Origin of the sequence: Streptomyces sp. NPDC094032 (genome assembly GCF_040303965.1) — a bacterium.
Taxonomy (GTDB): Bacteria; Actinomycetota; Actinomycetes; order Streptomycetales; family Streptomycetaceae; genus Streptomyces.
Map to the genome: position 1 here is coordinate 126,436 of NZ_JBEOUE010000008.1, position 26,477 is coordinate 152,912.

General features: G+C 70.8%; 19 protein-coding genes. 9 read left to right on the forward strand and 10 right to left on the reverse strand.

Annotated elements, in window-relative coordinates:
• The first annotated feature begins 154 nt into the window (after nucleotides 1-154).
• Nucleotides 155-466 (forward strand): ferredoxin, encoded by a 312-nt coding sequence (locus tag ABTZ54_RS14405; RefSeq protein ID WP_351661946.1) that lies wholly within the window; start codon nucleotides 155-157, stop codon nucleotides 464-466.
• 14 nt (nucleotides 467-480) lie between these two features.
• On the opposite strand, the gene ABTZ54_RS14410 is transcribed toward ABTZ54_RS14405, so the two are convergent.
• The 3 genes from ABTZ54_RS14410 to ABTZ54_RS14420 form a co-directional block, all read right to left on the reverse strand.
• Nucleotides 481-1,038, reverse strand: a complete 558-nt coding sequence (locus tag ABTZ54_RS14410; RefSeq protein ID WP_351661949.1) for a hypothetical protein — start codon at nucleotides 1,036-1,038, stop codon at nucleotides 481-483.
• 190 nt (nucleotides 1,039-1,228) lie between these two features.
• Entirely contained in the window at nucleotides 1,229-2,116 is an 888-nt protein-coding gene (locus tag ABTZ54_RS14415; RefSeq protein ID WP_351661952.1) for a tRNA (adenine-N1)-methyltransferase, read from the reverse strand.
• 18 nt (nucleotides 2,117-2,134) lie between these two features.
• Entirely contained in the window at nucleotides 2,135-3,268 is a 1,134-nt protein-coding gene (locus ABTZ54_RS14420) for a site-2 protease family protein (RefSeq protein WP_351662374.1), read from the reverse strand.
• Nucleotides 3,269-3,451: 183 nt separating this feature from the next.
• Between ABTZ54_RS14420 and ABTZ54_RS14425 the strand changes: the two genes are divergently transcribed.
• Nucleotides 3,452-4,381, forward strand: a complete 930-nt coding sequence (locus ABTZ54_RS14425; protein WP_351661955.1) for a RecB family exonuclease — start codon at nucleotides 3,452-3,454, stop codon at nucleotides 4,379-4,381.
• Nucleotides 4,382-4,392: 11 nt separating this feature from the next.
• Entirely contained in the window at nucleotides 4,393-5,064 is a 672-nt protein-coding gene (locus ABTZ54_RS14430; RefSeq protein WP_132914643.1) for a response regulator, read from the forward strand.
• A 79-nt stretch (nucleotides 5,065-5,143) separates the two neighbouring features.
• Here ABTZ54_RS14430 and ABTZ54_RS14435 read toward each other — a convergent pair whose 3' ends face one another.
• The 4 genes from ABTZ54_RS14435 to metH form a co-directional block, all read right to left on the reverse strand.
• Nucleotides 5,144-6,727, reverse strand: coding sequence for an ABC transporter substrate-binding protein (locus ABTZ54_RS14435; RefSeq protein WP_351661959.1), 1,584 nt, complete (start codon nucleotides 6,725-6,727; stop codon nucleotides 5,144-5,146).
• A 68-nt stretch (nucleotides 6,728-6,795) separates the two neighbouring features.
• Complete coding sequence (locus ABTZ54_RS14440) at nucleotides 6,796-8,385, reverse strand: ABC transporter substrate-binding protein (protein ID WP_351661962.1); 1,590 nt, start codon at nucleotides 8,383-8,385, stop codon at nucleotides 6,796-6,798.
• Nucleotides 8,386-8,860: 475 nt separating this feature from the next.
• The gene (locus ABTZ54_RS14445) at nucleotides 8,861-9,568 is read right to left on the reverse strand and encodes an HAD family hydrolase (protein ID WP_351661964.1); all 708 of its coding nucleotides are present in this window, start codon (nucleotides 9,566-9,568) and stop codon (nucleotides 8,861-8,863) included.
• Nucleotides 9,569-9,701: 133 nt separating this feature from the next.
• Nucleotides 9,702-13,217: a methionine synthase gene (metH, locus tag ABTZ54_RS14450; protein WP_351661967.1), complete on the reverse strand. Its 3,516-nt coding sequence runs from the start codon at nucleotides 13,215-13,217 to the stop codon at nucleotides 9,702-9,704.
• A gap of 243 nt (nucleotides 13,218-13,460) precedes the next feature.
• Between metH and ABTZ54_RS14455 the strand changes: the two genes are divergently transcribed.
• The 6 genes from ABTZ54_RS14455 (at nucleotide 13,461) to ABTZ54_RS14480 (ending at nucleotide 20,838) form a co-directional block, all read left to right on the forward strand.
• A complete protein-coding gene (locus ABTZ54_RS14455; protein ID WP_351661970.1) occupies nucleotides 13,461-14,222 on the forward strand; it encodes an IclR family transcriptional regulator in 762 nt (253 codons plus the stop codon).
• 265 nt (nucleotides 14,223-14,487) lie between these two features.
• A complete protein-coding gene (locus tag ABTZ54_RS14460; RefSeq protein ID WP_351661973.1) occupies nucleotides 14,488-15,273 on the forward strand; it encodes an MIP/aquaporin family protein in 786 nt (261 codons plus the stop codon).
• A 35-nt stretch (nucleotides 15,274-15,308) separates the two neighbouring features.
• A complete protein-coding gene (glpK, locus tag ABTZ54_RS14465; RefSeq protein WP_351661976.1) occupies nucleotides 15,309-16,859 on the forward strand; it encodes a glycerol kinase GlpK in 1,551 nt (516 codons plus the stop codon).
• Between the two features lie 16 nt (nucleotides 16,860-16,875).
• Nucleotides 16,876-18,480: a glycerol-3-phosphate dehydrogenase/oxidase gene (locus ABTZ54_RS14470; protein WP_351661979.1), complete on the forward strand. Its 1,605-nt coding sequence runs from the start codon at nucleotides 16,876-16,878 to the stop codon at nucleotides 18,478-18,480.
• 106 nt (nucleotides 18,481-18,586) lie between these two features.
• A complete protein-coding gene (locus tag ABTZ54_RS14475; RefSeq protein ID WP_351661982.1) occupies nucleotides 18,587-19,648 on the forward strand; it encodes an LLM class flavin-dependent oxidoreductase in 1,062 nt (353 codons plus the stop codon).
• A gap of 143 nt (nucleotides 19,649-19,791) precedes the next feature.
• Nucleotides 19,792-20,838 carry a PAC2 family protein gene (locus ABTZ54_RS14480; RefSeq protein WP_351661985.1) on the forward strand — a complete coding sequence of 349 codons (1,047 nt, stop codon included), beginning with the start codon at nucleotides 19,792-19,794 and terminating at the stop codon, nucleotides 20,836-20,838.
• 53 nt (nucleotides 20,839-20,891) lie between these two features.
• On the opposite strand, the gene ABTZ54_RS14485 is transcribed toward ABTZ54_RS14480, so the two are convergent.
• The 3 genes from ABTZ54_RS14485 to mshC all read right to left on the reverse strand — a co-directional run bounded on the left by ABTZ54_RS14485 (nucleotide 20,892) and on the right by mshC (nucleotide 26,361).
• The gene (locus ABTZ54_RS14485; protein WP_351661988.1) at nucleotides 20,892-21,878 is read right to left on the reverse strand and encodes an SMP-30/gluconolactonase/LRE family protein; all 987 of its coding nucleotides are present in this window, start codon (nucleotides 21,876-21,878) and stop codon (nucleotides 20,892-20,894) included.
• Nucleotides 21,879-21,936: 58 nt separating this feature from the next.
• Nucleotides 21,937-25,017: an NPCBM/NEW2 domain-containing protein gene (locus tag ABTZ54_RS14490; protein ID WP_351661990.1), complete on the reverse strand. Its 3,081-nt coding sequence runs from the start codon at nucleotides 25,015-25,017 to the stop codon at nucleotides 21,937-21,939.
• Between the two features lie 114 nt (nucleotides 25,018-25,131).
• Nucleotides 25,132-26,361 (reverse strand): cysteine--1-D-myo-inosityl 2-amino-2-deoxy-alpha-D-glucopyranoside ligase, encoded by a 1,230-nt coding sequence (gene mshC, locus ABTZ54_RS14495; protein WP_351661993.1) that lies wholly within the window; start codon nucleotides 26,359-26,361, stop codon nucleotides 25,132-25,134.
• Nucleotides 26,362-26,477 lie beyond the last annotated feature (116 nt).

Sequence of the window (26,477 nt, forward strand, 5' to 3'; positions counted from 1 at the left end):
ATCTTCACCCTTGCGCTTCCCCTCACGCCAGGGGAATACCCACCGCCGGACAATGCAAAAGCGGGCGGTTGTATCGTCGTGGGTGGTCAACACCCGTCAGGCTTGGCCGGACTTACTTGCGGCTCGCCCGCGCGACGCAGAAACGGCAGGAGATATGACCGTGCAGCACGAGGCCCCGGCCACGGCCGCCGACGAGGCGCTGGAGGTCTGGATCGACCAGGACCTGTGCACCGGGGACGGGATCTGCGTGCAGTACGCGCCCGAGGTCTTCGAGCTGGACATCGACGGGCTCGCTTATGTGAAGAGCGCGGACGACGAGCTGCTCCAGGCTCCGGGGGCGACGACCCCCGTGCCGCTGACGCTGCTGACCGACGTGGTGGACTCGGCGAAGGAGTGCCCGGGCGACTGCATCCATGTGCGGCGGGTCGCGGACGGCGTCGAGGTGTACGGCCCCGACGCCGACTGACACCGCGGCCGGGCTCAGGCCGCGCGGGGCTCGCCCTGGGTGGTGCGGACGAAGGCTCCGCCCTTCCAGCGCCAGGTCACGGTCTCGCTCTGGTCGGGGCAGCAGCTGGGGACGTCGGGTGACGAGTAGCCGAGCAGGGTGGCGCGGACGGCTCCGTCGCGTACGGCGAATCCGCTCACGTTCTTCAGCTGCGAGGGTTCCACGAGGGTGGCCACGACCCGTGCCGCGGGGGTGCCGGCGCCCTTGCCGTGGGTGAGGACGTAGATGCCGCTGGGCGGCGTTCCGGAGCCGGCTTCGCAGTGTACGACTGCGACGGTCTCGGGGTTTCCGTCGCCGTCGAGGTCTCCGGTGGCCCGCTGGGCGACGGTGCTCGGCGCTCCCGCGCATTCCAGGGGGTAGTGGGCCGTCGCGGCGTCCGGGGCGGGGCGCGGTGCGGGGGCGGCGGTGGCTCCGGCGGGGCCGGGCTGGAGCAGGCCGGCGAGGGCGACGACCCCGGCCATCGCGGTGGCGGTGGCCAGCCAGTGCACCGGACGGGCATGGGTGTGCGCGAGGTCCGGGACGGAGGTCTGCACGCGAGAAGTCTCCTGTGAGGCGGTGCGGAAGGAGTTGCGGGCATCGTGCCACACGTCACAGGTGGGCGGAACAGGCGGGGTCGGATGGCGCCGGAGGCCCCGCGTCCGCCCGCGAACATGAAGGTGCCGCCGTCGACTTCCGTGCCCTGGGGCGGGAAGTCGACGGCGGCACGCCTGCGTTGTGGGGGTGTCAGCCCTTGTTGGGGCCGTCGTAGTCCTCGCCGTAGGCGCCCTTCGAGGGGCGGCGGCGGCGCATCGGGGGCTCCACGCCGTCCGCGAGGCGGCGGGCGGTGACGAGGAAGCCGGTGTGGCCGATCATGCGGTGATCGGGGCGCACGGCCAGGCCCTCGACGTGCCAGTTGCGGATCATGGACTCCCAGGGCTGCGGCTCGGCGTAGCAGCCGAACTCGCGGATGGACTCCACGGTGCGGGCGAGCTGCGTGGTGGTGGCCACGTAGCAGCACAGGATGCCGCCGGGGACGAGCGCCTTGGAGACGGCCTCCAGGCACTCCCAGGGAGCGAGCATGTCGAGGATGACGCGGTCGACCTCGGTGTCGGACAGGTTGTCCTGGAGGTCGCCGACGGTCAGCTGCCACGCGGGGTGCGGGCCGCCGAAGTAGCGCTCGACGTTGCCCTTGGCGATCTCGGCGAAGTCCTCGCGGCGCTCGTAGGAGTGCAGCATTCCGCTGTCGCCGATGGCGCGCAGCAGGAAGGAGCTGAGCGAGCCGGAGCCCACACCCGCCTCGACGACGCGGGCGCCGGGGAAGATGTCGGCGAAGGCCAGGATCTGCCCCGCGTCCTTGGGGTAGACCACGGCGGCGCCGCGGGGCATGGACAGGACGTAGTCGGGGAGCAGGGGGCGCAGCGCGAGGTAGGCGACGTTTCCGGTGGTACGGACAACGCTGCCCTCGGGGGCGCCGATCAGTTCGTCGTGCGGGAAGGAACCCTTGTGGGTGTGGAAGTTCTTTCCCTCTTCGAGCGTGAACGTGTAGTGACGGCCCTTGGGGTCGGTCAGCTGAACCTGGTCCCCGACCTTGAAGGGCCCGCGTCGGCGGGCGGCACCGGTCGGTTCGGACATGCGAACAGAGTACCGGGATTACGAGGACGGTCGTGCCATGGCCTTGACGAAGGCCTTCTCCACGTCGGCGGTGGAGAGTACGCCGTAGATCTCGCCGCTCTCCTCGACGACCAGGTACTCGGTCGCCGGGCTGGCCCGCAGGTGGTCCAGGAGGGGCTGTCCGGCGAGCTCGGCGGGGACCTTCATGCCTTCGGTGAGGTCCTGGGCGAGGGCGCTGACCGCGACCCAGGGGCGGCGGTGCTGGGGGACGCCCGCGATGGCGGTCTCGCGGACGATGCCGGTGGGGCCGCCGTGGCCGTCGACGACGACCAGGGCGCGGGCGCCGGCCTCGTTGGCGCGGCGCAGGGCTTCGGAGAGCGGGGTGGCGGACTCGACGGGGACGGCGCGCCGGGTGAGGGTGCGGGCGCGCAGCTCGGGGAGGTGTTCGCGGAGCCGGGCCATGCGCAGGCTGTTGCCGGCGCCGGTCCAGATGATCGCGGCGAGGATGGCGGCGAGCAGCGCGTCGGTGACGGTGTTGAAGCCGGAGATGTCCTCGGTGGAGTTGCCGAGCAGCCCGGTGCGGGTGAGCAGGGGGAGGCCGATGAGGACGGTGACGGCGAGGGCGCGGCCGATCCAGGCGGCGGCGACGGTGCCGGTCATGGCGTTGCCGGTGATCTTCCACACGACGGCGCGGAGCATGCGGCCGCCGTCGAGGGGCAGGCCGGGCAGCAGGTTGAAGACGGCGACGATCAGGTTGGAGATCATCAGGCCGCCGAGGAGGACGCCGGGGACGGTGCCGGGCTCGACGGCGTACATGCCGAGGTAGAAGATCCCGGCGAGGACGAGGGAGAGCAGCGGGCCGACGAAGGCGAGGAGGAACTCGCGGCCGGGGGTCTCGGTCTCCTTCTCGATCTCGGAGACGCCGCCGAAGAACTGGAGCTGGATGCGGCGCACCGGCAGCTTGTAGCGGAGCGCGACGAGGGTGTGGGCCAGTTCGTGGACGAGGACGGAGGCGTAGAAGGCGATGGCGAAGAAGAGCGAGACCAGGTAGCGCGCGGCGCCGAGCTCGGGCAGGACGCGTTCGATCTGGTCGCCGAAGACCCAGGTGATGAGGGCGGCGACCAGGAACCAGCTGGGCGCGACGTAGACCGGCACGCCGAAGGGCCGGCCCATGAGGATGCCGCCGCCCGGCTCCTCGGTCCGCTGCGGCTTGGACTCGTCCTGGTTCACGGGTTCCTTTCGTCGCCGAGCTGCATGGCCCGCGTCACTCGGTCACGGTTCGATCATGCAGTGCGACGGGGTCCTGAGTCGATGGTATTCCGCTCGCTGTCGGTGGCGGGTCGTAGGGTCTGAGTCATGAGTACGAGCGAGCAGCCGCCGGCGGAGCCCCGGACGCCCACGTCGTTGTCGCCGTCGCGGGCGAGCGACTTCATGCAGTGTCCCCTGCTGTACCGGTTCCGGGTGATCGACCGGCTGCCGGAGAAGCCGAGCCCGGCGGCGACGCGCGGGACGCTGGTGCACGCGGTGCTGGAGCGGCTCTTCGACGCTCCGGCGGTGGAGCGGACGGCGCCGCGGGCGAAGGCGCTGGTCCCGGGCCAGTGGGACCGGCTGCTCGGCTCGCGGCCCGAGCTGGGCGAGCTGTTCGCGGAGGATCCGGACGGCGAGCGGCTGGCGGGGTGGCTGACGGAGGCGGAGGCACTGGTCGAGCGGTGGTTCACGCTGGAGGACCCGACGCGTCTGGAGCCGGCCGAGCGCGAGATGTTCGTGGAGACGGAGCTGGAGTCGGGGCTGCGGCTGCGCGGGGTGATCGACCGGATCGACGTGGCGCCGACGGGCGAGGTGCGGATCGTCGACTACAAGACGGGCAAGGCGCCGCGCCCGGAGTACAGCGAGGGCGCCCTGTTCCAGATGACGTTCTACGCGCTGGTGATCTGGCGGCTGAAGAACGTGGTGCCGCGCCGGCTTCAGCTGGTCTATCTGGGCAGCGGGGACGTGCTGACGTACGACCCGGTGGAGGCGGACCTGCTGCGGGTGGAGCGCAAGCTGCTCGCCCTGTGGGAGGCGATCCGGCTGGCGACGGAGACGGGCGACTGGCGGCCCCGGCCGACGAAGCTGTGCGGCTGGTGCGACCACCAGGCGGTGTGTCCGGAGTTCGGCGGCACTCCCCCGGTGTATCCGCTGCCGGTGGTGCCCGCGCGCCCTGTGGAGTCGCGGGCGGCTGACGAGGGCGGTCGGAGCGGTGAGGACGGTCAGGGCAGAATGGGTGCGGTCCAGCCCGCCCCGTGAAGGAGTTTCCCGTGGCCATCCGCGTCCTACTGGTCGACGACCAGCCCCTGCTGCGCACCGGTTTCCGGATGATCCTGGAGGCCGAGCAGGACATCGCGGTGGTCGGCGAGGCCGGTGACGGTCTCCAGGCGCTGGACCAGGTGCGGGCGCTCCAGCCCGACGTGGTGCTGATGGACATCCGGATGCCGCGGATGGACGGCGTGGAGGCGACCCGGCAGATCACCGGACCCGGGCGGGACGGTCCGGCGAAGGTGCTGGTGCTGACCACCTTCGACCTCGACGAGTACGTGGTGGAGGCGCTGCGGGCGGGGGCCAGCGGCTTCCTCCTGAAGGACGCCCCGGCGACGGAGCTGGTGCAGGCGATCCGGGTGGTCGCGGCGGGCGAGGCGATGCTGGCCCCGTCGATCACGCGCCGGCTCCTCGACAAGTACTCGGCGCATCTGCCCTCGGGCGAGGAGCAGGTCCCGGACACGCTGAACACGCTGACCGACCGCGAGGTCGAGGTCCTGAAGCTGGTGGCGCGCGGCCTGTCGAACGCGGAGATCGCGGCGGACCTGTTCGTCAGCGAGACGACGGTCAAGACCCATGTGGGCCATGTGCTGACGAAGCTGGGCCTGCGCGACCGGGTGCAGGCGGCGGTGTACGCGTACGAGAGCGGTCTGGTGCGCCCGGGGGCGCAGTAGCCGCCCGGTCGCCACGGGCACGGCGAGGGGCCCGGCACACACCACGTGTGCCGGGCCCCTCGTCGTACGGGCGGAGGCGTCAGCTCTTCTTGATCTCCCAGAAGCGGAAGACGGTGGACGCGTCCAGGGTCCACTCCAGGCCGGTGATGTTGTCGCGGGCGACCGCGTACTGCTTGCCCTGCCAGAGCGGGAGCAGCGGGAGTTCGTCGGCGACGATGTCCTGCACCTTGCCGAAGTCCTGGGCGGTGGCGGAGCGGTCCGCGACGGCGGCGGTCTTCGGGATGAGGGTGCCGGTGATGGTGGCGTTCTCGTAGTTGTTGCCGAGGACGTTGTCCTTGCCGAAGAACGGCGCGGTGAAGTTGTCGGCGTCGGGGTAGTCGGGGACCCAGCCCTTGACGTAGACGCCGTACTTGCCGGCGGCGATGTCCTTCTCGTACTGCTCGTAGCCGACGGACTTGACGTCGGCGTCGAAGAGGCCGCTGTCGTTGAGCTGCCCGGCTATCGCCTTGAGCTCCTGGTCGGTGGCCGGGCCGAAGCGGCTGGCGGTGGACCAGAGGGTGAGCTTGACCTTGGTGGTAATGCCGGCCGAGCGCAGGGCCTTCTTGGCCTTGGCCGGGTCGGGGCTGCCGTAGGTGTCGAAGAAGGCGGTGTTGTGGCCCGCGATGCCCGCCGGGACGATCGAGTAGAGCGGCGTGGCGGTCGACTTGTAGACGTTCTGGACGAGCGCGTCGCGGTCGACGAGGTGGGCGATGGCCTTGCGGACGCCCAGCTTGCCGATGACCGGGTCCTTGACGTTGAAGACCAGGTGCTGGACCTCGGCGCTGCTGCCCTGGACGATCTCGATGCCCTTGTCGGCCGTGGTCTCGGAGGCTTCGAGGGCGGCGACGTCCTCGGCGGCGAGGCCTCGGTAGGCGACGTCGATGTCGTTGGCGGCGAGCGCCTTGGACAGGCCCGCGCGGTCGCCGCGGAAGAGCTTGAGGGTGACGCCGTTGTTCTTGGGCTTGGCGTCGCCCTGGTAGCCGGGGTTGACCGAGAAGACGGCCTCGGTGTCGCTGATGGAGTCCAGCTTGTACGGGCCGGAGCCGATCGCCTTGCCGTCGGTCCGCAGCGAGCCGTCGGCGTACTCGCGGTGGTCGACGATGGAGCCGGCGCCGGAGGCGATCTTGCTCGGGAAGGTGGCGTCGGGCACCTTCAGCTTGAAGACCACGGTCCGCGCGTCGGGGGTCTCGATCGATTCGATGCTGGAGAGCAGCGGCGCGGGCCCGGAGGGGTCGGCGATCTTCCGGGAGCGCTCGAAGGAGAACTTGACGTCCTCGGAGGTGAGCGGGTTGCCGTTGGAGAACTTCAGGCCCTCGCGGAGGGTGCAGGTGTAGACCTTGCTGCCGGCGGCGAAGCCGCACTTGTCGGCGGCGTCGGGCTCGGGCTGGGATCCGCCCTTGGGGAAGGCGAGCAGGGACTGGAAGACGTTGTTGAACAGCAGCCAGGAGCCGGGGTCGTATCCGGCGGCGGGGTCGGTCGCCAGGATCTCGTCCGACATGCCGACGCGGACGGAGTCACCGGAGCCGCCGGTGCCGCCGCCCTGTTCGGTGCCGCAGCCGCTGAGCATCGCGGTCGCGAGGCCCGCGGCGAGCGGGGCCGTCAGCCACTTGTTGTGTGCCTTCACAGAACTTGCCTCTTGATCTCTTGCCAGGCCGGCCGCGCAACGGCTGCGCGGCCGGTACAACGAAGGGGTCAGGCGGTGCCGCGGCCGAGCTCCCACAGGAGGAGGTCGGAGGAGGTGTTCAGCGCCCACTCGACGCCGGTGACGTCGTCGCGCGCGGCGACGTACTGCTTGCCCTGCCACAGCGGCAGGACGGGGACGTCCTTGGCGACGATCTTCTGGATCTGCTCGAAGACGGGGGCCGCGGCGGTGCGGTCGGCCTGTCGGCGCGACTGCGGGATCAGCCGGTCACGGACGGACTGGTTGACGTAGGGGGTGTTGAGGAAGTTGTCGCTGTCGAGGAACGGAGCGATGTAGTTGTCCGGGTCCGGGTAGTCGGGGAACCAGCCGAGGCCGTAGACGGCGTAGTCGCCGCGCTTCTGGGCCGGGCGGAACTTGGACCACTCGGTGCCCTGGATCTGGGTGTCGAACAGGCGGGTGGCGTTCAGCTGGCCGCGCAGGGCCTCGAACTCCTTGGCCGTCTCGGCGCCGTAGTGGTCGGTGGTGTAGTGCAGGGTCACCTTGACGGGCGTCTTGACGCCCGCGTCGCGCAGGATCTTCGCGGCCTTGGCGGTGTCCGGCTCGCCGTAGGTGTCGATGAACGAGGTGGCGTGGCCGGTGATGCTGGAGGGGATCAGCGAGTAGAGCGGCTGCGCGGTGGGGCCGTAGACCTCGTTGACGAGGGCGCCGCGGTCGACGACGGAGGCCATGGCCTGTCGTACGGCCTTGTCCTCGACGGAGGGGGCCTTGGTGTTGAAGGCGAGGTAGCGGATCTCCAGGCCGGGGACCTCGGTGAGCTCGATGCCGTCCTTGGGCTGCTCGGTGAGGTCCTTGATCTGGGACTGCGACATGGTGCGGGCCATCATGTCGATCTCGTCCTTCGCCAGCGCGGTGTCCATGCTGGAGGAGTCGTCGAAGGGGCGCAGCTCGACCCGGTCGTTGCGCAGGGTGACGTCACCCTTGTACTTGGGGTTCTTGGTGAAGACGAACTTCGTCACCTTGTCGCCGTCGCGCTCGGTCTTCATCGTGTACGGGCCGGAGCCATCGACGTCGAATCCGGCGCGCAGCTTCCGGCCGTCGTACTTGTCCTTGCTGAGGATGCCCGCGACGGGGGTGGAGAGCTTGTACGGGAAGGTCGCGTCGGGCGTCTTCAGGTGGAAGACCACCTCGCGCTCGCCCTTGGTCTCGACGGTGTCGATGTTGGACAGGAGCGCGGCGGTGCCGTTGTCGGACTTGATGGCGAGCACGCGGTCGATGGAGAACTTGACGTCCTCGGCGGTGATCGCGGTGCCGTCGGCGAAGGTGAGGCCCTCGCGCAGCTTGCAGCGGTAGCTCTCGCTCTGCTTGTCGGAGAAGCCGCAGCTCTCGGCCGCGTCGGGGACCGGCTGGCCACTGCCGCGCGGGGAGTGCATCAGCGTCTGCACGGTCTGGCGCAGGACGTTCCAGGCACCGGTGTCGTAGGCGAACGCCGGGTCGAGCGGGGCGGGGGCGTCCTCCGTCGCGACGAACTGGTCCGTGGTGCCCACGACGATCGCTCTGCTCTTGTCCCCTCCACCACAGGCGGCGAGCAGGGGGACGAGCAGTGCGGCCGTGAGCGGCAGCACCAGGGTCTTGCGGTTCATCAGGGACGTTCTCCTCATCCGGCCCCGGGTGACGGCCGGCACTGGGTACAGCGGCATCGTTCACTCCGCCGGGCCGCCCGGTCGGGGCGGGGCGATCGGGCCTGGATGGGGGTGCGATCGGTCCTGCGTGCGCGGCGACTTGGGTGGGCGCCGGGGCACGCGGAAGGTGCGGCGGAGTACTCGCGAAAGATTAGTGCGCCGCGCCGCCACCGAAGGACGAGGAGGGCCCTCGCGGTCACCGCACAGTGATCATGAATGCGATGGCATCGATAATCATGCGTCGGCATGATTCGTGCGTCATCGATCGAAACGGGACACATGGGTGCGGGGGAATCGACATGTTCCGGACACACCCTGCCCGGTAATCGTCCGTCGGTCGGCACTCTGCGTGACCAAGGTCACGCAGGGCCCTTTTCGGACATTGAACCTCAAACAAAGCTCAGATCCGGCCCGTGGGACCGGGCTCGAAGGGGCCTCAGGAGGCGACCGGGGAGGCGATCAGCGTCCGCAGGAAGGGCACGTCGACCTCCTCCAGGGAGCGCACCACGACCCGGCCCGCGGAGGGCGCGATCGGGGCGACGGAGGGCACCGCGACGACCCGGCAGCCCGCCGCCTCCGCCGCAGCCACACCGGTCGCGGTGTCCTCGATGACTGCGCACAGGGCCGGATCGGCGCCCACGCCGGCCGCTGCGGTCAGATAGGGCTCGGGGTGCGGCTTGGTGCGGCCGACCTCGTCGCCCGCCACGGTCAGCCGGAAGTGGTGGCGGCCCAGCGAGGCCAGCACCTTGTCGATGATCCTGCGGTGCGAGGCCGAGACCAGAGCGGCCGGAATGTTGTGCCGGCCCAGCTCGGCGAGCAGCCGCTCGGCGCCCGGCATCAGCGGCACGCCCCGGCCGATGCGCTGCTCGAACTTCTCGTTGAGCAGCACCGTGAGCTCGTCCAGGGTGATGTCGGCGCCGGTCGCCTCGATGAGATAGCCGGCGCTGCGGGTCATCGGGCCGCCGACGACGATCTCCTTCCAGGCGACGTCGAGCCGGTGCCCGAGGTCCGCGAAGACCTCCACTTCCGCGTCCCACCAGAAGCCCTCGGTGTCGACGAGGGTGCCGTCCATGTCGAGGAAGACCGCTTGCAGGGCGGAGCTGCCGTGGGCACGGATCAGGGACGCGGGGACCGTACTGGTCATCCGGACACCTCCATCGAGAGACGAGAAGGCCGGTCGCCCACCCCGGTACGGGGGTAGGGCGACCGGCCTCTGCACTGGACCGACAAGTGTACGTCCCGCTCACACGCGGCGCAGGGATTTACCCCCGTACCGGTTACCGAGCGTTGAAGTACTTCGCCTCGGGGTGATGGATGACGATGGCGTCCGTGGACTGCTCCGGGTGGAGCTGGAACTCCTCGGACAGGTGCACGCCGATCCGCTCCGGCTCCAGGAGCTCGGCGATCTTCGCCCGGTCCTCCAGGTCCGGGCAGGCGCCGTAGCCCAGCGAGAAGCGCGCGCCCCGGTACTTGAGGGCGAACATGTCCTCGACGTCCGCCGGGTCCTCGCCCGCGAAGCCGAGCTCGGCGCGGACCCGGGCGTGCCAGTACTCGGCCAGGGCCTCGGCCAGCTGCACGGAGAGGCCGTGCAGCTCCAGGTAGTCGCGGTAGGAGTCGGACGCGAACAGCTTGGCCGTGGCCTCGCCGATCTTCGAGCCGACGGTGACGACCTGGAGGCCGACGACGTCGGTCTCGCCGGACTCCTCCGGGCGGAAGAAGTCCGCGAGGCACAGGCGCCGGCCCCGGCGCTGGCGCGGGAAGGTGAAGCGGGTGCGCTCGTTGCCCGCGTCGTCGAGGATGATCAGGTCGTCGCCCTTGGAGACGCAGGGGAAGTAGCCGTGCACGACGGCCGCCTCCAGCAGGTTCTCCGTGTGCAGGCGCTCCAGCCAGCCGCGCAGCCGCGGGCGGCCCTCGCTCTCCACCAGCTCCTCGTACGAGGGGCCGTCACCGGCCCTGTTCTGCTTCAGGCCCCACTGGCCCTTGAAGAGCGCGCCCTCGTCGAGCCAGCTCGCGTAGTCCTTGAGCGGGATGCCCTTGACGACGCGGGTGCCCCAGAACGGCGGGGTCGGCACGGGGTTGTCGACGGAGACGTCCGAGCGGCCGCCCGGCTCCGGCTCGTCGACCTGGAGCGCGGTGGTGCCCTTGGCGACCCGGCGCTGCTTGAGCTCGGGCAGGGTGGCGCCCGGCACGCCGCGCTTGACCGCGATGAGGGCGTCCATCAGGCGCAGGCCCTCGAAGGCGTCGCGGGCGTAGCGGACCTCGCCCTGGTAGACCTCGTGCAGGTCCTGCTCGACGTACGCCCGGGTGAGGGCGGCGCCGCCGAGGATCACCGGGTACTTGGCCGCCAGCTCGCGCTGGTTCAGCTCCTCCAGGTTCTCCTTCATGATCACCGTGGACTTGACCAGGAGGCCGGACATGCCGATGACGTCGGCGCGGTGTTCTTCGGCGGCTTCCAGGATCGCGGAGACCGGCTGCTTGATGCCGATGTTGACGACGTTGTAGCCGTTGTTGGAGAGGATGATGTCGACGAGGTTCTTGCCGATGTCGTGGACGTCGCCGCGGACGGTGGCGAGCACGATCGTGCCCTTGCCGTCGGCGTCCGACTTCTCCATGTGCGGCTCCAGGTAGGCCACCGCGTTCTTCATGACCTCGGCGGACTGGAGCACGAACGGCAGCTGCATCTGGCCCGAGCCGAACAGCTCGCCGACCGTCTTCATGCCGTCCAGGAGGATGTCGTTGACGATCTCCAGGGCCGGGCGCTCGGTCAGCGCCTCGGCCAGGTCGGCGTCCAGGCCGTTCTTCTCGCCGTCGATGATCCGGCGCTTCAGGCGCTCCTCCAGCGGCAGCGCGAGCAGCTCCTCGACCTTGCCGGCCTTGAGGGACTTGGTGGTGGCCCCCTCGAAGAGCGCCATCAGCTTCTGCAGCGGGTCGTAACCCTCGGCGCGCCGGTCGTAGATCAGGTCGAGGGCGGTGGTGACCTGCTCCTCGTCGAAGCGCGCGATCGGCAGGATCTTCGACGCGTGGACGATGGCCGAGTCCAGGCCGGCCTTGACGCACTCGTCGAGGAAGACCGAGTTCAGCAGGATGCGGGCGGCCGGGTTGAGGCCGAAGGAGATGTTGGAGAGGCCGAGCGTGGTCTGGACGTCCGGGTGGCGCCGCTTGAGCTCGCGGATCGCCTCGATGGTGGCGATGCCGTCCTTGCGGGACTCCTCCTGACCGGTGCAGATGGTGAAGGTCAGGGTGTCGATGAGGATGTCGGACTCAAGGATGCCCCAGTTGCCGGTGAGGTCGTCGATGAGACGCTCGGCGATGGCGACCTTGTGCTCGACGGTACGGGCCTGGCCCTCCTCGTCGATGGTGAGGGCGATCAGCGCGGCGCCGTGCTCCTGGGCCAGCCGGGTGACCTTGGCGAAGCGGGACTCGGGCCCGTCGCCGTCCTCGTAGTTGACCGAGTTGATGACGGCGCGGCCGCCCAGCTTCTCCAGGCCGGCCCGGATGACCGGGACCTCGGTGGAGTCCAGGACGATCGGCAGCGTGGAGGCGGTGGCGAAGCGCCCGGCGAGCTCGTCCATGTCGGCGACGCCGTCGCGGCCCACGTAGTCGACGCAGAGGTCGAGCATGTGCGCGCCCTCGCGGATCTGGTCCCTGGCCATCTCGACGCAGTCGTCCCAGCGGCCTTCGAGCATGGCCTCGCGGAACTTCTTGGAGCCGTTGGCGTTGGTGCGCTCGCCGATCGCCATGTACGAGGTGTCCTGGCGGAACGGGACGGTCTGGTAGAGCGAGGCGGCGCCCGGCTCGGGGCGCGGCTCGCGGACCGGCGGGACGAGGCCGCGGACCCGCTCGACGACCTGGCGCAGGTGCTCGGGGGTGGTGCCGCAGCAGCCGCCGACCAGGCTGAGGCCGTACTCGCCGACGAAGGTCTCGTGGGCGTCGGCCAGCTCCTCGGCGGAGAGCGGGTAGTAGGCGCCGTCCTTGGTCAGGACGGGCAGACCGGCGTTGGGCATGCAGGAGAGGGCGATGCCGGAGTGCCGGGCGAGGTAGCGCAGGTGCTCGCTCATCTCGGCGGGGCCGGTGGCGCAGTTCATGCCGATCATGTCGATGCCGAGCGGCTCCAGGGCGGTCAGCGCCGCGCCGATCTCGGAGCCGAGCAGCATGGTGCCGGTGGTCTCGACGGTGACCGAGGTGATGAGCGGGACGGTGTAGCCGGCGACCGCCATGGCGCGGTGGGCGGCGATGATCGCGGCCTTGGTCTGCAGGAGGTCCTGGGTGGTCTCGACGAGCAGCGCGTCGGCGCCGCCGGCGAGGAGACCCTCGGCGTTCTGCTGGTAGGCGTCGCGGATCGTGGCGTAGTCGACGTGGCCCAGGGTGGGCAGCTTGGTGCCGGGGCCCATGGAGCCGAGCACCCAGCGCTGCTGTCCGGTCTGCGCGGTGAACTCGTCGGCCGCCTCGCGGGCGATCCGGGCACCGGCCTCGGAGAGCTCCTGGATGCGGTGGGCGATGTCGTACTCGCCGAGCGCGGAGAAGTTGCAGTTGAAGGTGTTGGTGCCGACGCAGTCGGTGCCGACCGCGAGGTAGGCGTCGTGGACCGAACGGACGATGTCCGGGCGGGAGACGTTCAGGATCTCGTTACAGCCCTCAAGCTGCTGGAAGTCCTCCAGGGAGGGGTCCTGGGCCTGGAGCATGGTGCCCATCGCGCCGTCGGAGACGACGACCCGGGAGGCGAAGGCCTCGCGGAGGGCGTCGGCCCGCTGGGCGGCGGTCGCGGCTGCGGCGGAAGGGGTCGGCGAGGCCATGGATGAAGCTCCCTGGGATGCGACGGCTGTCGGCTTTGCGCCCCCGGTGGAGAGCGCACGGGCCCAGACTAACCGCGCGGGTGCCGGGGTGGACATCGGGTTCCACTGGCTGGACTGCATCCTGTGTGCCGGGGACTCCCGGTCCGGCCCGTTCGTGCACGACACTATTCGTGTGACACAAGGTCGGCATGGACCGATAGTGTTCAGCATTGTCGAACAGCATGTGAGGAGAAGGGCCGGGCGATGGCGAAGAACATCCAGTCGCTTGAACGGGCGGCGGCGATGCTGCGACTGCTCGCGGGCGGCGAGCGCCGGCTCGGCCTGTCCGACATCGCCTCCTCGCTCGGCCTCGCCAAGGGGACGGCGCACGGCATCCTGCGCACCCTCCAGGCCGAGGGCTTCGTGGAGCAGGACCCCTCCTCCCGCTACCAGCTGGGCGCCGAGCTGCTGCGGCTCGGCAACAGCTATCTGGACGTGCACGAGCTGCGCGCGCGGGCCCTGGTCTGGACGGACGACCTGGCCCGCTCCAGCGGCGAGAGCGTCCATCTCGGCGTGCTCCACCAGTCGGGCGTGCTCATCGTCCACCATGTCTTCCGGCCCGACGACAGCCGCCAGGTCCTGGAGGTGGGGGCCATGCAGCCACTGCACTCCACGGCGCTGGGCAAGGTGCTGTCGGCGTACGACCCGGTGGCGCACAGCGAGGCGGTGGAGGTGACCCGGGAGCCGTTCACGCCCCGTACGGTCACCGATCTGGCGGGCTTCGAGTCGGTGCTCGACCTGACCAGGGCGCGCGGCTGGGCGGCGGACGTGGAGGAGACCTGGGAGGGCGTCGCCTCGGTGGCGGCGCCGATCCACGACCGGCGCAGGATGCCGGTGGGCGCGGTGGCCATCACGGGCGCCGTGGAGCGGGTGTGCGCCGAGGGCGAGCTGCGCTCCGAACTGGTCGCGGCGGTACGGGACTGCGCCCGGGCGGTCTCCCGCGACCTGGGCGCGGGCCGCTTCTGAACCGGGCCCCCAGGGCGTACGTACACCACTGAACCCGTCGGTAACGATCGCGTTATCGGCGGGTTTTTCGCACCCGCAACCCTTGACGCGCTGTTAACCCTGGCGCAAAACTTCCGTTCATCGGTCGGCATTGTCGAACAGCTACCGGCAATACACGCTAGGGTGTGACAGTGCCAAGGGCCGGCAACGCCCTCACACGAGGGTGCGGACCACCGGAGGGACCCGGGGTTCGCCTTCCCCTGGACGAAGGACAAAGGAGTCGCGGGTGTCCAGCTCCGACATCTTCATCGGCGAGACCATCGGTACCGCCGTACTCATTCTGCTCGGCGGCGGTGTCTGCGCCGCCGTCACGCTCAAGAGCTCCAAGGCCCGTGGCGCGGGCTGGCTCGCGATCACCTTCGGGTGGGGCTTCGCCGTCATGACGGCCGTGTACATGACCGCTTCCCTCTCCGGGGCCCATCTGAACCCCGCGGTGACGATCGGTATCGCGATCAAGGACGGCGACTGGAGCAACGTGCCGGTCTACGTCGCCGGCCAGCTCCTGGGCGCGATGATCGGTGCGGCGCTGGTCTGGGTGGCGTACTACGGCCAGTTCCGGGCCCACCTCACGGACCCCGAGCTCATCTCCACGCCGCACGAGGAGGGGATGGTCGACCAGAAGGCCGCCCCGGACGCCGGCCCGGTGCTCGGCATCTTCTCGACCGGCCCCGAGATCCGGAACACCTGGCAGAACCTGGCCACCGAGATCATCGGCACCGTCGTGCTGGTCCTCGCCGTGCTCACCCAGGGCCTCAACGACAGCGGCAAGGGCCTCGGCGTCATCGGCGCCCTGATCACCGCCTTCGTCGTCGTCTCCATCGGCCTCTCGCTCGGCGGCCCGACGGGCTACGCGATCAACCCCGCCCGTGACCTCGGCCCGCGCATCGTGCACGCGCTGCTCCCGCTCCCGAACAAGGGCGGCTCCGACTGGAGCTACGCCTGGATCCCCGTCGCGGGACCGCTGATCGGCGGAGCCATCGCGGCGGGTATCTACAACATCGCGTTCGCCTGAGCCGTCCTTCTTCCAGACCTCCCTTGGAGTACACCGTGACCGACGCACACACCCCCGGCACCTCCTCCCACGGGCACGGCCCGTTCATCGCCGCGATCGACCAGGGCACCACGTCCTCGCGCTGCATCGTCTTCGACAAGGACGGCCGGATCGTCTCCGTCGACCAGAAGGAGCACGAGCAGATCTTCCCGAAGCCGGGCTGGGTCGAGCACGACGCCACCGAGATCTGGGCCAACGTCCAGGAGGTCGTCGCCGGGGCCATCGCCAAGGCCGGGATCACCGCCGCGGACGTCAAGGCCGTCGGCATCACCAACCAGCGCGAGACCACCGTCCTGTGGGACAAGAACACCGGCGAGCCGGTCCACAACGCGCTGGTCTGGCAGGACACCCGCACCGACGCCCTGTGCAAGGAGCTCGGCCGCAACGTCGGCCAGGACCGCTTCCGCCGCGAGACCGGCCTGCCGCTGGCCAGCTACTTCGCCGGACCGAAGGTCCGCTGGCTGCTCGACAACGTCGAGGGCCTGCGCGAGCGCGCCGAGGCCGGCGACATCCTCTTCGGCACCATGGACTCCTGGGTCATCTGGAACCTCACCGGCGGCGCCCAGGGCGGTGTGCACGTCACCGACGTCACCAACGCCTCGCGCACCATGCTGATGAACCTGCACACCCTGGCCTGGGACGCGAAGATCGCCGAGTCCATGGACGTCCCGCTCAACGTCCTCCCGGAGATCAGGTCCTCCGCCGAGGTCTACGGCCACGTCAAGGACGGCATCCTCGCGGGCGTCCCGGTCGCCTCCGCGCTCGGCGACCAGCAGGCCGCCCTGTTCGGCCAGACCTGTTTCGCCGAGGGCGAGGCCAAGTCCACGTACGGCACCGGAACGTTCATGCTCATGAACACCGGCGACAAGATCATCAACTCCTACAGCGGCCTGCTGACCACGGTCGGCTACCAGATCGGCGACCAGAAGCCGGTCTACGCCCTGGAGGGCTCGATCGCCGTCACCGGCTCCCTGGTGCAGTGGATGCGCGACCAGATGGGCCTCATCAAGTCCGCCGCCGAGATCGAGACGCTGGCCTCCTCCGTCGAGGACAACGGCGGCGCCTACTTCGTCCCGGCCTTCTCCGGTCTCTTCGCCCCGTACTGGCGCTCCGACGCCCGCGGTGTGATCGCCGGCCTCACCCGGTACGTCACCAAGGCGCACATCGCCCGTGCCGTCCTGGAGGCCACCGCCTGGCAGACCCGCGAGATCACCGACGCCATGACCAAGGACTCCGGCGTCGAGCTGGCCGCCCTCAAGGTCGACGGCGGCATGACCTCCAACAACCTGCTGATGCAGACCCTCTCCGACTTCCTGGACGCCCCCGTCGTGCGCCCGATGGTCGCCGAGACCACCTGCCTCGGCGCCGCCTACGCCGCCGGTCTCGCCGTCGGCTTCTGGCCCGACACCGACGCGCTGCGCGCCAACTGGCGCCGGGCCGCCGAGTGGACCCCTCGCATGGACGCCGACAAGCGTGACAGCGAGTACAAGAACTGGCTCAAGGCCGTCGAGCGCTCCATGGGCTGGCTCGAAGCAGAAGAGAACTGACGAGGAGTAATTCGCGATGACCACCCTGCAGAGCCTCCCCTCCCTGGGGATGCACCCGGCCGCCGGTTCCCTTCCGACCCGCGCCGAGACCAGAGAGCAGCTGTCCAAGGCGACGTACGACCTTCTGGTGATCGGCGGCGGCATCCTGGGCATCTCCACCGCCTGGCACGCCGCGCAGTCCGGGCTGCGGGTGGCCCTGGTGGACGCCGGCGACTTCGCCGGCGCCACCTCCTCCGCCTCCTCCAAGCTGCTCCACGGCGGTCTGCGCTACCTGCAGACCGGCGCGGTGAAGCTGGTCGCGGAGAACCACTTCGAGCGGCGCGCGGTCTCCCGCCAGGTGGCCCCCCACCTGTCCAACCCGCTCACGTTCTACCTGCCCGTCTACAAGGGCGGCCCGCACGGCGCGGCCAAGCTGGGCGCCGGCGTCTTCGCCTACAGCGCCCTGTCCGCCTTCGGCGACGGCGTCGGGCACCTGCTGAGCCCCGCCAAGGCCGCCCAGGACGTGCCGGAGCTGCGCACCGACAACCTCAAGGCCGTCGCCGTCTACGGCGACGACCAGATGAACGACTCCCGCATGGCCCTGATGACGGTCCGCGCCGCGGTCGAGGCCGGCGCGGTCGTCCTCAACCACGCCGAGGTCACCGGACTGCGCTTCACGAAGGGCCGGGTCACCGGCGCCGAGCTGAAGGACCGGCTCGACGGCGAGGAGTTCGGCGTCAGCGCCCGCCTGGTGCTGAACGCCACCGGCCCGTGGGTGGACCACCTGCGCAAGCTGGAGGACCCCAACGCGGCCCCCTCCATCCGCCTCTCCAAGGGCGCGCACCTCGTCCTCAAGCGCACCTCCCCGTGGAAGGCGGCGCTCGCCACCCCTATCGACAAGTACCGCATCACCTTCGCCCTCCCCTGGGAGGACATGCTCCTGCTCGGCACGACCGACGAGGAGTACGAGGGCGACCCGGGCGAGGTCGCGGTCAACGAGAAGGACACCGCCCAGATCCTGGACGAGGCCGCCTTCTCCATCCGCGACCAGCAGCTCGACCGCTCGCTGATCACCTACGCCTTCGCGGGTCTGCGGGTGCTGCCGGGCGGTCCCGGCGACACCTCCAAGGCCAAGCGCGAGACGGTCGTCACCGAGGGCCGCGGCGGCATGCTGTCGGTGGCCGGCGGCAAGTGGACCACCTTCCGCCACATCGGCCGCACCATCATGAAGAAGCTGGAGGAGCTCCCCGGCCACCCGCTGGGCGACTCCTACGAGCCGGTGTCCTCGCTGCCGAAGCGGCTCCCGCTGCCCGGCATAGCCAACCCGAACGCGGTCGCCCACCGGCTGCTCGTGGACGGCCCGGCGCCCGGCCCCCGCATGTCCGCCGACACCGCCAAGCACCTGGCGACGCACTACGGCTCGCTCGCCTTCGACATCGCCCGCATGGCGAACGAGAACCCCGAGCTCGCCGAGCGCGTCCACCCGGACGCCCCGGAGATCTGGGCCCAGGTCGCCTACGCCCGAGACCACGAGTGGGCCGAGACCGCGGACGACGTGCTGCGCCGCCGCACCACGCTGACCATCCGCGGTCTGGCCACGGACGAGATCCGCGGCAAGGTCGAGGACATGCTGCGCAAGTAGAGGTCCAGGTAAGGGGCGGTCTCCCAGGAGACCGCCCCTTACGCATACCCGCCACCCGCCATACCGTCGCCATACCACCGCAACACTGGGCGCGCAGAGTTGAACCATGAAGTTTCAGGTGCTCTCCCTCATCGGGCATGCCCCGCACCCCCTCACCGGTGAACTCGACTCCCCCGCGGACCGGTTGGAGCAGGTCCTGACCGTCGGCGAGGCCGCCGAGCGGCTCGGCTTCGACGCGTACTCCATCGGCGAACGGCACACCGGCCCCTTCCTTTCCTCCAGCCCCTCCGTGCTGCTCGGCGCGCTGGCGGCCCGCACCTCCCGCATCCGGCTCCTGACCGGCGTGACCGTCGTCGCGATCCTCGACCCGGTCCGGGTCGCCGAGGACTACGCCACGCTCGACCTGCTCTCCCGGGGCCGGATCGAGCTCGTCGTCGGCAAGGGCGCGGAGGCCGGCCACTTCGACCTCTTCGGCCTCGACGAGGAGCGCCAGTGGGACCTCCAGCGGGAGCGGTACGAGCTGCTGCGCCGGCTGTGGACGGAGGAGGGCGTGGACTGGGAGGGCGAGTTCCGTCCCCCGCTGAAGAACGTGACCACCGTCCCCCGCCCGTACGCCGGGGCGCCGCGCATCTGGCACGGCTCGGCCACCAGTCTCAACTCCCCCGAGCTCGCGGCAAGGCACGGCGACCCGCTGTTCACCGCCAACGCCATCCAGCCGCGCGAGGCGTACGCGAAGCTGATCGCCCACTACCGCGAGCGCTTCGAGGAGTACGGGCACGACCCGAGGAACGCGCGCGTGGCGGCGGGCTCGGGCGGGCTGCTCATCGCCGACAGCCACGAGCAGGCGGTCTCCCGCTACAAGGAGCTGTACGAGGCGCGGACGCGGCAGAACTTCCGGCCGCACCTGGAGGGGAAGACCGGCTACAACACCCCCTTCCGCACCATCGAGGACGCCATCGCGGGCGGGCCGCAGCTGATCGGCTCCCCGCAGCAGATCATCGACAAGCTGCTCGGCTATCACGAGGTGTACCGGCACGACCTGCAGTCGGTCACGGTCGACGCTTTCGGGCAGTCCACGGGCGAGCAGATCGAGACCCTGGAGCGGTTCGCGGAGGAGATCGCCCCGGTGCTGCGGAGGGAGGCTCCGACCACACTCTGGGAGGAGTGAGCCGGCACGCGTGCCGACGGGAGTTCCTGGGTAGTCGATCAAGGCCGGGACGGCTTTCGGGCGGATCCGAGGGCTGCGGGCGGGCCGCCGGAAAGCCGTAAGGTTGGTCCGTACGACAGGAACTTCGACGAAGGAGGCGCTGGGTGATCGAGCTCGAGGGGGTTCCCGAGCTGATCGACCCGGTCATGGTGGCCGCGTTCGAGGGGTGGAACGACGCCGGTGACGCCGCCTCCGCTGCGGTCGCCCATCTGGACCGGGAGTGGAAGGGCGAGGTGTTCGCGGCGCTGGACGCCGAGGACTACTACGACTTCCAGGTCAACCGGCCCACGGTGTGGCTGGACGGCGGCGTCCGGAAGATCACCTGGCCCACGACCCGGCTCTCCGTGGTGCGGATCGGCGGCGACAAGCCCCGGGACCTGGTCCTGGTGCGCGGGATCGAGCCGTCGATGCGCTGGCGTTCGTTCTGCAACGAGCTCCTGGGCTTCGCCCATGAGCTGGGCGTGGAGATGGTGGTGATCCTGGGCGCGCTGCTCGGCGACACCCCGCACACACGTCCGGTTCCGGTCAGCGGGGTGACCTCCGACCCCGATCTGGCGCGGACGATGGACCTGGAGGAGACGCGGTACGAGGGCCCGACGGGCATCGTGGGCATCCTCCAGGAGGCGTGCACGCACGCCGGGGTGCCGGCGGTGAGCCTGTGGGCCGCGGTGCCGCACTATGTGTCGCAGCCGCCGAACCCGAAGGCGACGCTGGCCCTCCTGAACCGCCTGGAGGACCTGATCGACCTGCGCATCCCGCTGGGCGAGCTGCCCGAGGACGCGCGCGCCTGGCAGGTGGGCGTGGACCAGCTGGCCGCCGAGGACAGCGAGGTCGCCGAGTATGTGCAGACCCTGGAGGAGGCGCGGGACACGGCCGAGCTGCCGGAGGCCTCCGGCGAGGCCATCGCCCGCGAGTTCGAGCGCTATCTGCGGCGCCGCGAGCCGGGCACGGGACCGGGCCAGGGCCCGGGACTCGCGACGGAGGGCGGCGACACCTCGTACCTGAGGGACGTCGCGGGCGACCGCACCCGGCCGCCGAAGCCACAGCAGCCGGGACCCGAGGCGGTGCCGGGCGCGGAGCCCGAGCCGCCGACGGCCGAGGGCGACGAGGGCCCTGAGGAATCCGGGGACACCGGAGACTCCGAGGACTGAGCGATAGCGGTACTACGGGAGGGACGGCGCGGCCGCCCCTCCCGTAGGTGTCTCTAGACCTGGTCGATGGCGACCACGTCGTACTCCGTGGTCGGCGTCGGGTCCACGTCGAAGCGTGCGTTGGGCAGATAGATACGGTCGCCCCAGGCCGCCGCGGTGGTCGGGATGCGGAAGCGGGGATCGGTGATCCGGGCGACGGGCACGCCTCGGGTGCCGCCCGCGTTCAGCCGGACCACGTTCACCTCGTTGCTCGCCTGCTGGACGACGTACAGGTGCCGTCCGAGCAGGAGGAGCCCGTCGCCGTTGGGGATCTTCAGTCCGCCGAGGTCGACGGCGCTCGCGAGGCCGCTCGCGGGCTCGACCCGCATCAGGGTGCCGCCGTCGGCGATCGTGTTCACGACGAGGAGCGCGCGTCCGTCGGGAGTGCGCGCGATGCCGTTGGCGGTGAAGCCCGGGCCCTGGACCCAGTCGCCGCCGAGCGGCACGGCCACCGGGGAGCCGACGGGGTCGCCGGAGCGGTCGCGGGCGAGCCGGTAGAGCTGCGGCTGGAAGGAGTCGGTGAACCAGGCGGCGCCCGGGGTGAGGACGACGTCGTTGACCATCGCGTATCCGGCACCGGGTCCGCCGTAGGAGCGCAGCAGGGCGCCCGAGCGGGCGTCCACGACCCGGATGGCGCCGCCGCCGGCGAGGAAGAGGCGCCGTTCGGCGTGGTCGATCTTGAGTCCGACGGTCGGGTTGCCGGCGCCGGGCCCGGTCGAAAGGAGTCGGCCGCGACCGGTGGCGAGGCTCACCCGGTAGACGTCGCCGTTGGCGAGGGAGCCGAAGTACGCGATGGGGCTGTGTCCGATCGCGATGCCCTCGGGCTGGAAGCCCGCGGGCAGCGGAAGGGTGGTGGGCCATCGTCCCGGGGATCCCGCCGCGTGCGCGGTCCCCCCTAACGGGCCGAGGAGAGCCGCCGCGCCGGTGGCGGCGGCGGCTCCCAGGAGGCTTCTGCGTGCGAACGGGCGTTGCTCGAAGGAACGTTGCATGGAGCCAGGCATGGAGCGTCCTTTCATACGGGCGTTCGACGGACGCTCCCACCCCATCACACCGTGCCCGTCAGGCGCAGTCGAACCGCGCACCCGCCCAGTCGCCGTGGTCCCCGCTCTTGGACCCGTTGGTGTCGGTGATCTTCAGGTGCACATGGCGCGCACCGGTCAGGTCGACGGCCACGGGCACGGTCGGGGAGGCTCCGGTCACCTTGGGCGAGGTCCACAGCACCTTGCCGTCGGCCTCGACGGAGAAGGCGACCTCCCCGTACCCGTTGATCTCGTCGTCGATGCCGACGTCGGCGGTGAGCGCGGTGCAGCGCCCGCCGAGGTAGACCTCGATGTCGGAGTCGGCGTGGGCCCCGATGCCCTTCTCGTAGGTCGTGCCCGCGAGGGTGAGGGCGCGGCCGTCGGCGGCGCCGGACTCGCCGTTGGAGCGGTCGCGCTCCGGCGGGCCCCAGCCGTTGGACGACTTCAGCCAGACCAGGTCGCTGGCCCAGGCGGGCGCGGTCGGCGGCGGGGGCATCACCCCGACGGCGAAGCGCTGGAGCGCGGTGCGGTCCACTCCGGCGGCCCGGTGCCGGACCGTGGCGGTGAGCGTGGCCTCGCCCGGTACGGCGTCCTTCGCGGGGGTCACCGCGAGCTCGACGCGCCGGGTGGTGCCGGCCGGGACGCGGGCGATCGGCGCGGCCGGGGCGACCTGCCAGCCGGCCGGGACGTCGAGGCCGACGGTCACCCCGGTGGCGTCCCTGGTCCCGGCGGTGACGTCGACGGCGACGGTGCCGGGCACTCCCGCGCCGAGCTCCTGCGCGGCCGGGGCGGCGAGGGTCGCGGCGGCGCCGGGGACGGCTCCGCCGACGGCGCTGGTGCCGCTCAGGACGAGGGTGAAGCCGCGGTCGGTGCGCTGGGCGGCGGTCTTGATCCGCACCACGCCGCCGCGGTCGTCCCGGTCGTACCACCAGCCCTGGTCGGCGGCCTCGAAGGCGGCCTTCGACGCGAGCCCCTTCAGCGGGCGCCCGCCGAGGGTGACGCCGCCGGGCGCGTCGCCGGTGTGGACGGTGAAGGCGTACGGGCGGGCGGTGGCCTTGCCCGTGTAGGAGCCGTCGCTGGGTCCGACGCGCACGGTCACGTCGCCGGCGCCGCGCAGGGGCGCCCGGACGTCGGCGCGCTGGGTGGCGTACCGCCCGTCGCGGTGCTCGCGGGTCACGCCGTCGTCCTCGTACAGCGTGAAGGACGAGTCGCCCTGCGGGTAGACGTCCCAGGCGAGCGGGGAGCCGGGGGTGCGCTGGGTGTACGAGCGGATGCCGCCCGGCCACATCGGGACGGTCGCCCCGGCGCGGACGAACAGCGGCAGGGTGTCGAGCGGGGCGCTGTAGTCGTCGAGGGTCAGCGGGCCCTCGTAGACGCGCCCGTTCCAGTAGTCGATCCAGGTGCCCTTGGGGAGGTAGATGCCGTCGCGCTCGACGGCGTCCTTGTAGACGGGGGCCACGAGGAAGTCCCGGCCGCTGAGGAACTCGTACTTCGCGGCGTCCGAGGCGGCCACCGGGTCGTCGGGGTACTCCAGGGCGAGCGGCCGGGCGAGGCCGACGCCGGTCCGGGTGGCCTGGTGGGCGTGCGAGTAGATGTAGGGCAGCAGGGCCTCGTGCAGCTTGAGGGAGGCCCGGTTGATCGAGGTGTACGGCTCGCCATAGCGGAAGGGCTGCTTGTCCTGCGCGGCCCAGCCGTCCATGGTCATGGTGACCGGCAGGAACATCTTCCACTGGAGGTCACGGGTGTACGTCTTGGGGCTGCCGCCGAAGATGCCGTCGACGTCGCCGGTGGTGTAGGCGAGGCCGGACATGGAGGCGCCGGCGTAGGTGGGGATCTGCCAGCGGATGTACTCCCAGCTGCCGGACTGGTCGCCGGACCACTGGACGCCGCAGCGCTGGGCGCCGGACCAGCTCTCGGGGGCCCAGGTGAAGCCGCGGGCGTCGCTGTTGGCCTCGATGCCGGCGTAGGCGCCCTTGCAGCCGTCGAGGGCGAACTTGTAGCCGTCGCCGACCCAGGCGACGTCCAGCTTGGCGACCCGCTGGCCGGCCTTCACCTGCTCGCCCAGCTTGTCGATGCCGTCCTCGGTCCACAGGCCGAGTTGCATGCCGCGGTCCCGGAGGCCCTGGGAGGCCTCGGCGAGGTTCTCGTAGCCGCAGCCGTAGCCGTCGTTGACGAGCATCCAGCCGTTGGGCATGTCGTTCTCGACGTAGCCGTCGGCGACCTTCAGGGCGTCGAGGGTGCGCCGTTCGCCGCGGTTGGCGTTGTGGAGGTAGCAGTCGGCGTCGCCGATCTCCAGACCGTAGACCGGCGGCATGAACGGTTTTCCGGTGAGCCGGGTGTACTGGCCGATGACGTCCTTGAGGGCGCCGGGGCCGCTGCCCGCGAAGTAGTAGGCGTCGAAGCGCTGTTCGCGGGCGGTGGTGGTGACGGGCTCGCCGAAGACATAGGTGTTGGGGGCGTAGGTGTTGCGGTAGACGCCGTATCCGGCGGAGGAGAGGTAGAACGGGACGGAGTTGGGGTGGCCGCCGTCGTTCCAGTTGTAGTCCACGCCGACCTCGACGGTCTTGCCGCGGTGGGAGGTGTTGCCGCGCCCGTTCTGCATGCCGGCGCCGTAGAACTGCTCGTCGGCGCCGCGGGCCAGGCTCTGGGTGGTGCGGTCCTGGTTCCAGGTGAGGCCCTGGGTCTCGCTCCACAGCGGGGTGCCGTCGGCGCGGACGGCGGCGAAGCGCAGGGGCGACTTGTAGGCGCGCAGGGTCACCCGGGCGGTGCTGAGTTCGTAGCGGTCCCCGAGGTCGGACCAGCGGGTGGCGGGCGGCGGGCCCTGCGGCAGGACGATGTCCTGGCCGGTGGGGTCGGTGAACTTGCCGTCGGGTGCCAGCTCGATGCGGAAGGTCTCGTCGGTGACGAAGCTGATCCGGGCCTCGGCGTGGCCGGCGGTCAGCTGGTAGACGGATCCGTCGGCGGAGAATCCGGTGAGATCACCGACGGTGGTGGTGTTCTCGGTGGGGCCGGTGCTGCTCGTGGGCACGGCCGCCGCGCTCCCGCCGGGTCCGGCGAAGACGGCGAGCAGGCCGAGCAGTGCACCGGCGACTGCAGCTCTCATGCGCATTGATGATTGCATGGGGCCTGTTTAGCGCAGATTCGAGCACCGCGACAGGGCAAAACGGAACCGCCCCCGGACTTGTCGTGAAGTCCAAGGGCGGTCGCGTGAAAAGGAGTTGTGCCGGGCAGCTCGCTACAGGGCGACACCCAGGAGGGCGTCGACGGCGCGGGAGGCGAGCCCGGGAGCGGACTCGTCGCTGCCGCCCTCGGCCTCCTGGAGCGCGGCCCAGTGGTCGACCGCGGCGAGCGCGGTCGGGGTGTCCAGGTCGTCGGAGAGCGCGTCGCGCAGCTCCTCGACGAGGGCGTCGGCGGACGGACCGTCGGGGCGCGAGACGGCGGCGCGCCAGCGGCCGAGGCGGTCGACGGCGTCCTGGAGGACCTGGTCGGTCCACTCCCAGTCGGCGCGGTAGTGGTGCGAGAGCAGCGCGAGCCGGATGGCGGCCGGGTCGACGCCGTCCTTGCGCAGCGCGGAGACGAAGACCAGGTTGCCCTTGGACTTGGACATCTTCTCGCCGTGCAGGCCGACCATGCCGGCGTGGACGTACGCCTTGGCCATGGGGAACTCGCCCGTGAGGGACTGGGCGTGGGAGGCGCCCATCTCGTGGTGCGGGAAGATCAGGTCGGAGCCGCCGCCCTGCACGTCGAAGCCCATGCCGAGGTGGTCCAGGGCGATGGCGACGCACTCGATGTGCCAGCCCGGGCGCCCGGCGCCGAGGCTGCCGCCGTCCCAGCTCGGCTCGCCCTCACGGGCGGCCATCCACAGCATCGGGTCGAGCGGGTTCTTCTTGCCCGGGCGGTCCGGGTCGCCGCCGCGCTCGGCGGAGAGGTGGCGCATCAGCTCGGTGTCGTAGTTCGACACCTGGCCGAAGTGCGGGTCGGCGTCGACCGAGAAGTAGATGTCGCCTTCGAGCTCGTAGGCGGCGCCGGAGTCCCGCAGGCGCTCGACGAGCGGGACGATGCCGGGTATCGCCTCGACGGCGCCGATGTAGTCCCGCGGGGGCAGCATGCGCAGCGCGGTCATGTCCTCGCGGAACAGCGCGGTCTCGCGCTCGGCGAGGCCGACCCAGTCGATGCCGTCGCGGATGGCCCGCTCCAGGAGCGGGTCGTCCACGTCGGTCACGTTCTGGACGTAGTGAACCTGCCGCTTGGTGTCGAGCCACACGCGCTGAACGAGGTCGAACGCGTTGTAGGTCGCCGCGTGACCCATATGGGTCGCGTCGTACGGCGTGATGCCGCAGACGTAGATACGGGCGACGGGGCCGGGGGCGAGGGTGACTCGTCCGCCGGTCGCGGTGTCGTGAATCCGGAGGTCGCGGCCCTTGCCGGGCAGGGCGGGGACCTCAGAAGCGGGCCAGGCATGCATGTCCTGAGCGTAACCGGACAGGTGTTCCGGATACGAACCGCATCCGGGATCTTGACCGATTAGGCGGTCTTGCGAGGCGGGCGCGTTCATGCATACCCCCCGGGGGTCTTATCCCG

What these genes read in the sequence shown, in the direction of transcription:
- ABTZ54_RS14405 (WP_351661946.1), top strand. Translation starts at nt 155, where the DNA reads ATGACCGTGCAGCACGAGGCCCCGGCCACGGCCGCCGACGAGGCGCTG.
- ABTZ54_RS14415 (WP_351661952.1), bottom strand. Translation starts at nt 2,116, where the DNA reads ATGTCCGAACCGACCGGTGCCGCCCGCCGACGCGGGCCCTTCAAGGTC.
- ABTZ54_RS14420 (WP_351662374.1), bottom strand. Translation starts at nt 3,268, where the DNA reads ATGGGCCGGCCCTTCGGCGTGCCGGTCTACGTCGCGCCCAGCTGGTTC.
- ABTZ54_RS14425 (WP_351661955.1), top strand. Translation starts at nt 3,452, where the DNA reads ATGAGTACGAGCGAGCAGCCGCCGGCGGAGCCCCGGACGCCCACGTCG.
- ABTZ54_RS14440 (WP_351661962.1), bottom strand. Translation starts at nt 8,385, where the DNA reads ATGAACCGCAAGACCCTGGTGCTGCCGCTCACGGCCGCACTGCTCGTC.
- ABTZ54_RS14445 (WP_351661964.1), bottom strand. Translation starts at nt 9,568, where the DNA reads ATGACCAGTACGGTCCCCGCGTCCCTGATCCGTGCCCACGGCAGCTCC.
- metH (WP_351661967.1), bottom strand. Translation starts at nt 13,217, where the DNA reads ATGGCCTCGCCGACCCCTTCCGCCGCAGCCGCGACCGCCGCCCAGCGG.
- ABTZ54_RS14455 (WP_351661970.1), top strand. Translation starts at nt 13,461, where the DNA reads ATGGCGAAGAACATCCAGTCGCTTGAACGGGCGGCGGCGATGCTGCGA.
- ABTZ54_RS14470 (WP_351661979.1), top strand. Translation starts at nt 16,876, where the DNA reads ATGACCACCCTGCAGAGCCTCCCCTCCCTGGGGATGCACCCGGCCGCC.
- ABTZ54_RS14475 (WP_351661982.1), top strand. Translation starts at nt 18,587, where the DNA reads ATGAAGTTTCAGGTGCTCTCCCTCATCGGGCATGCCCCGCACCCCCTC.
- ABTZ54_RS14485 (WP_351661988.1), bottom strand. Translation starts at nt 21,878, where the DNA reads ATGCCTGGCTCCATGCAACGTTCCTTCGAGCAACGCCCGTTCGCACGC.
- ABTZ54_RS14490 (WP_351661990.1), bottom strand. Translation starts at nt 25,017, where the DNA reads ATGCAATCATCAATGCGCATGAGAGCTGCAGTCGCCGGTGCACTGCTC.
- mshC (WP_351661993.1), bottom strand. Translation starts at nt 26,361, where the DNA reads ATGCATGCCTGGCCCGCTTCTGAGGTCCCCGCCCTGCCCGGCAAGGGC.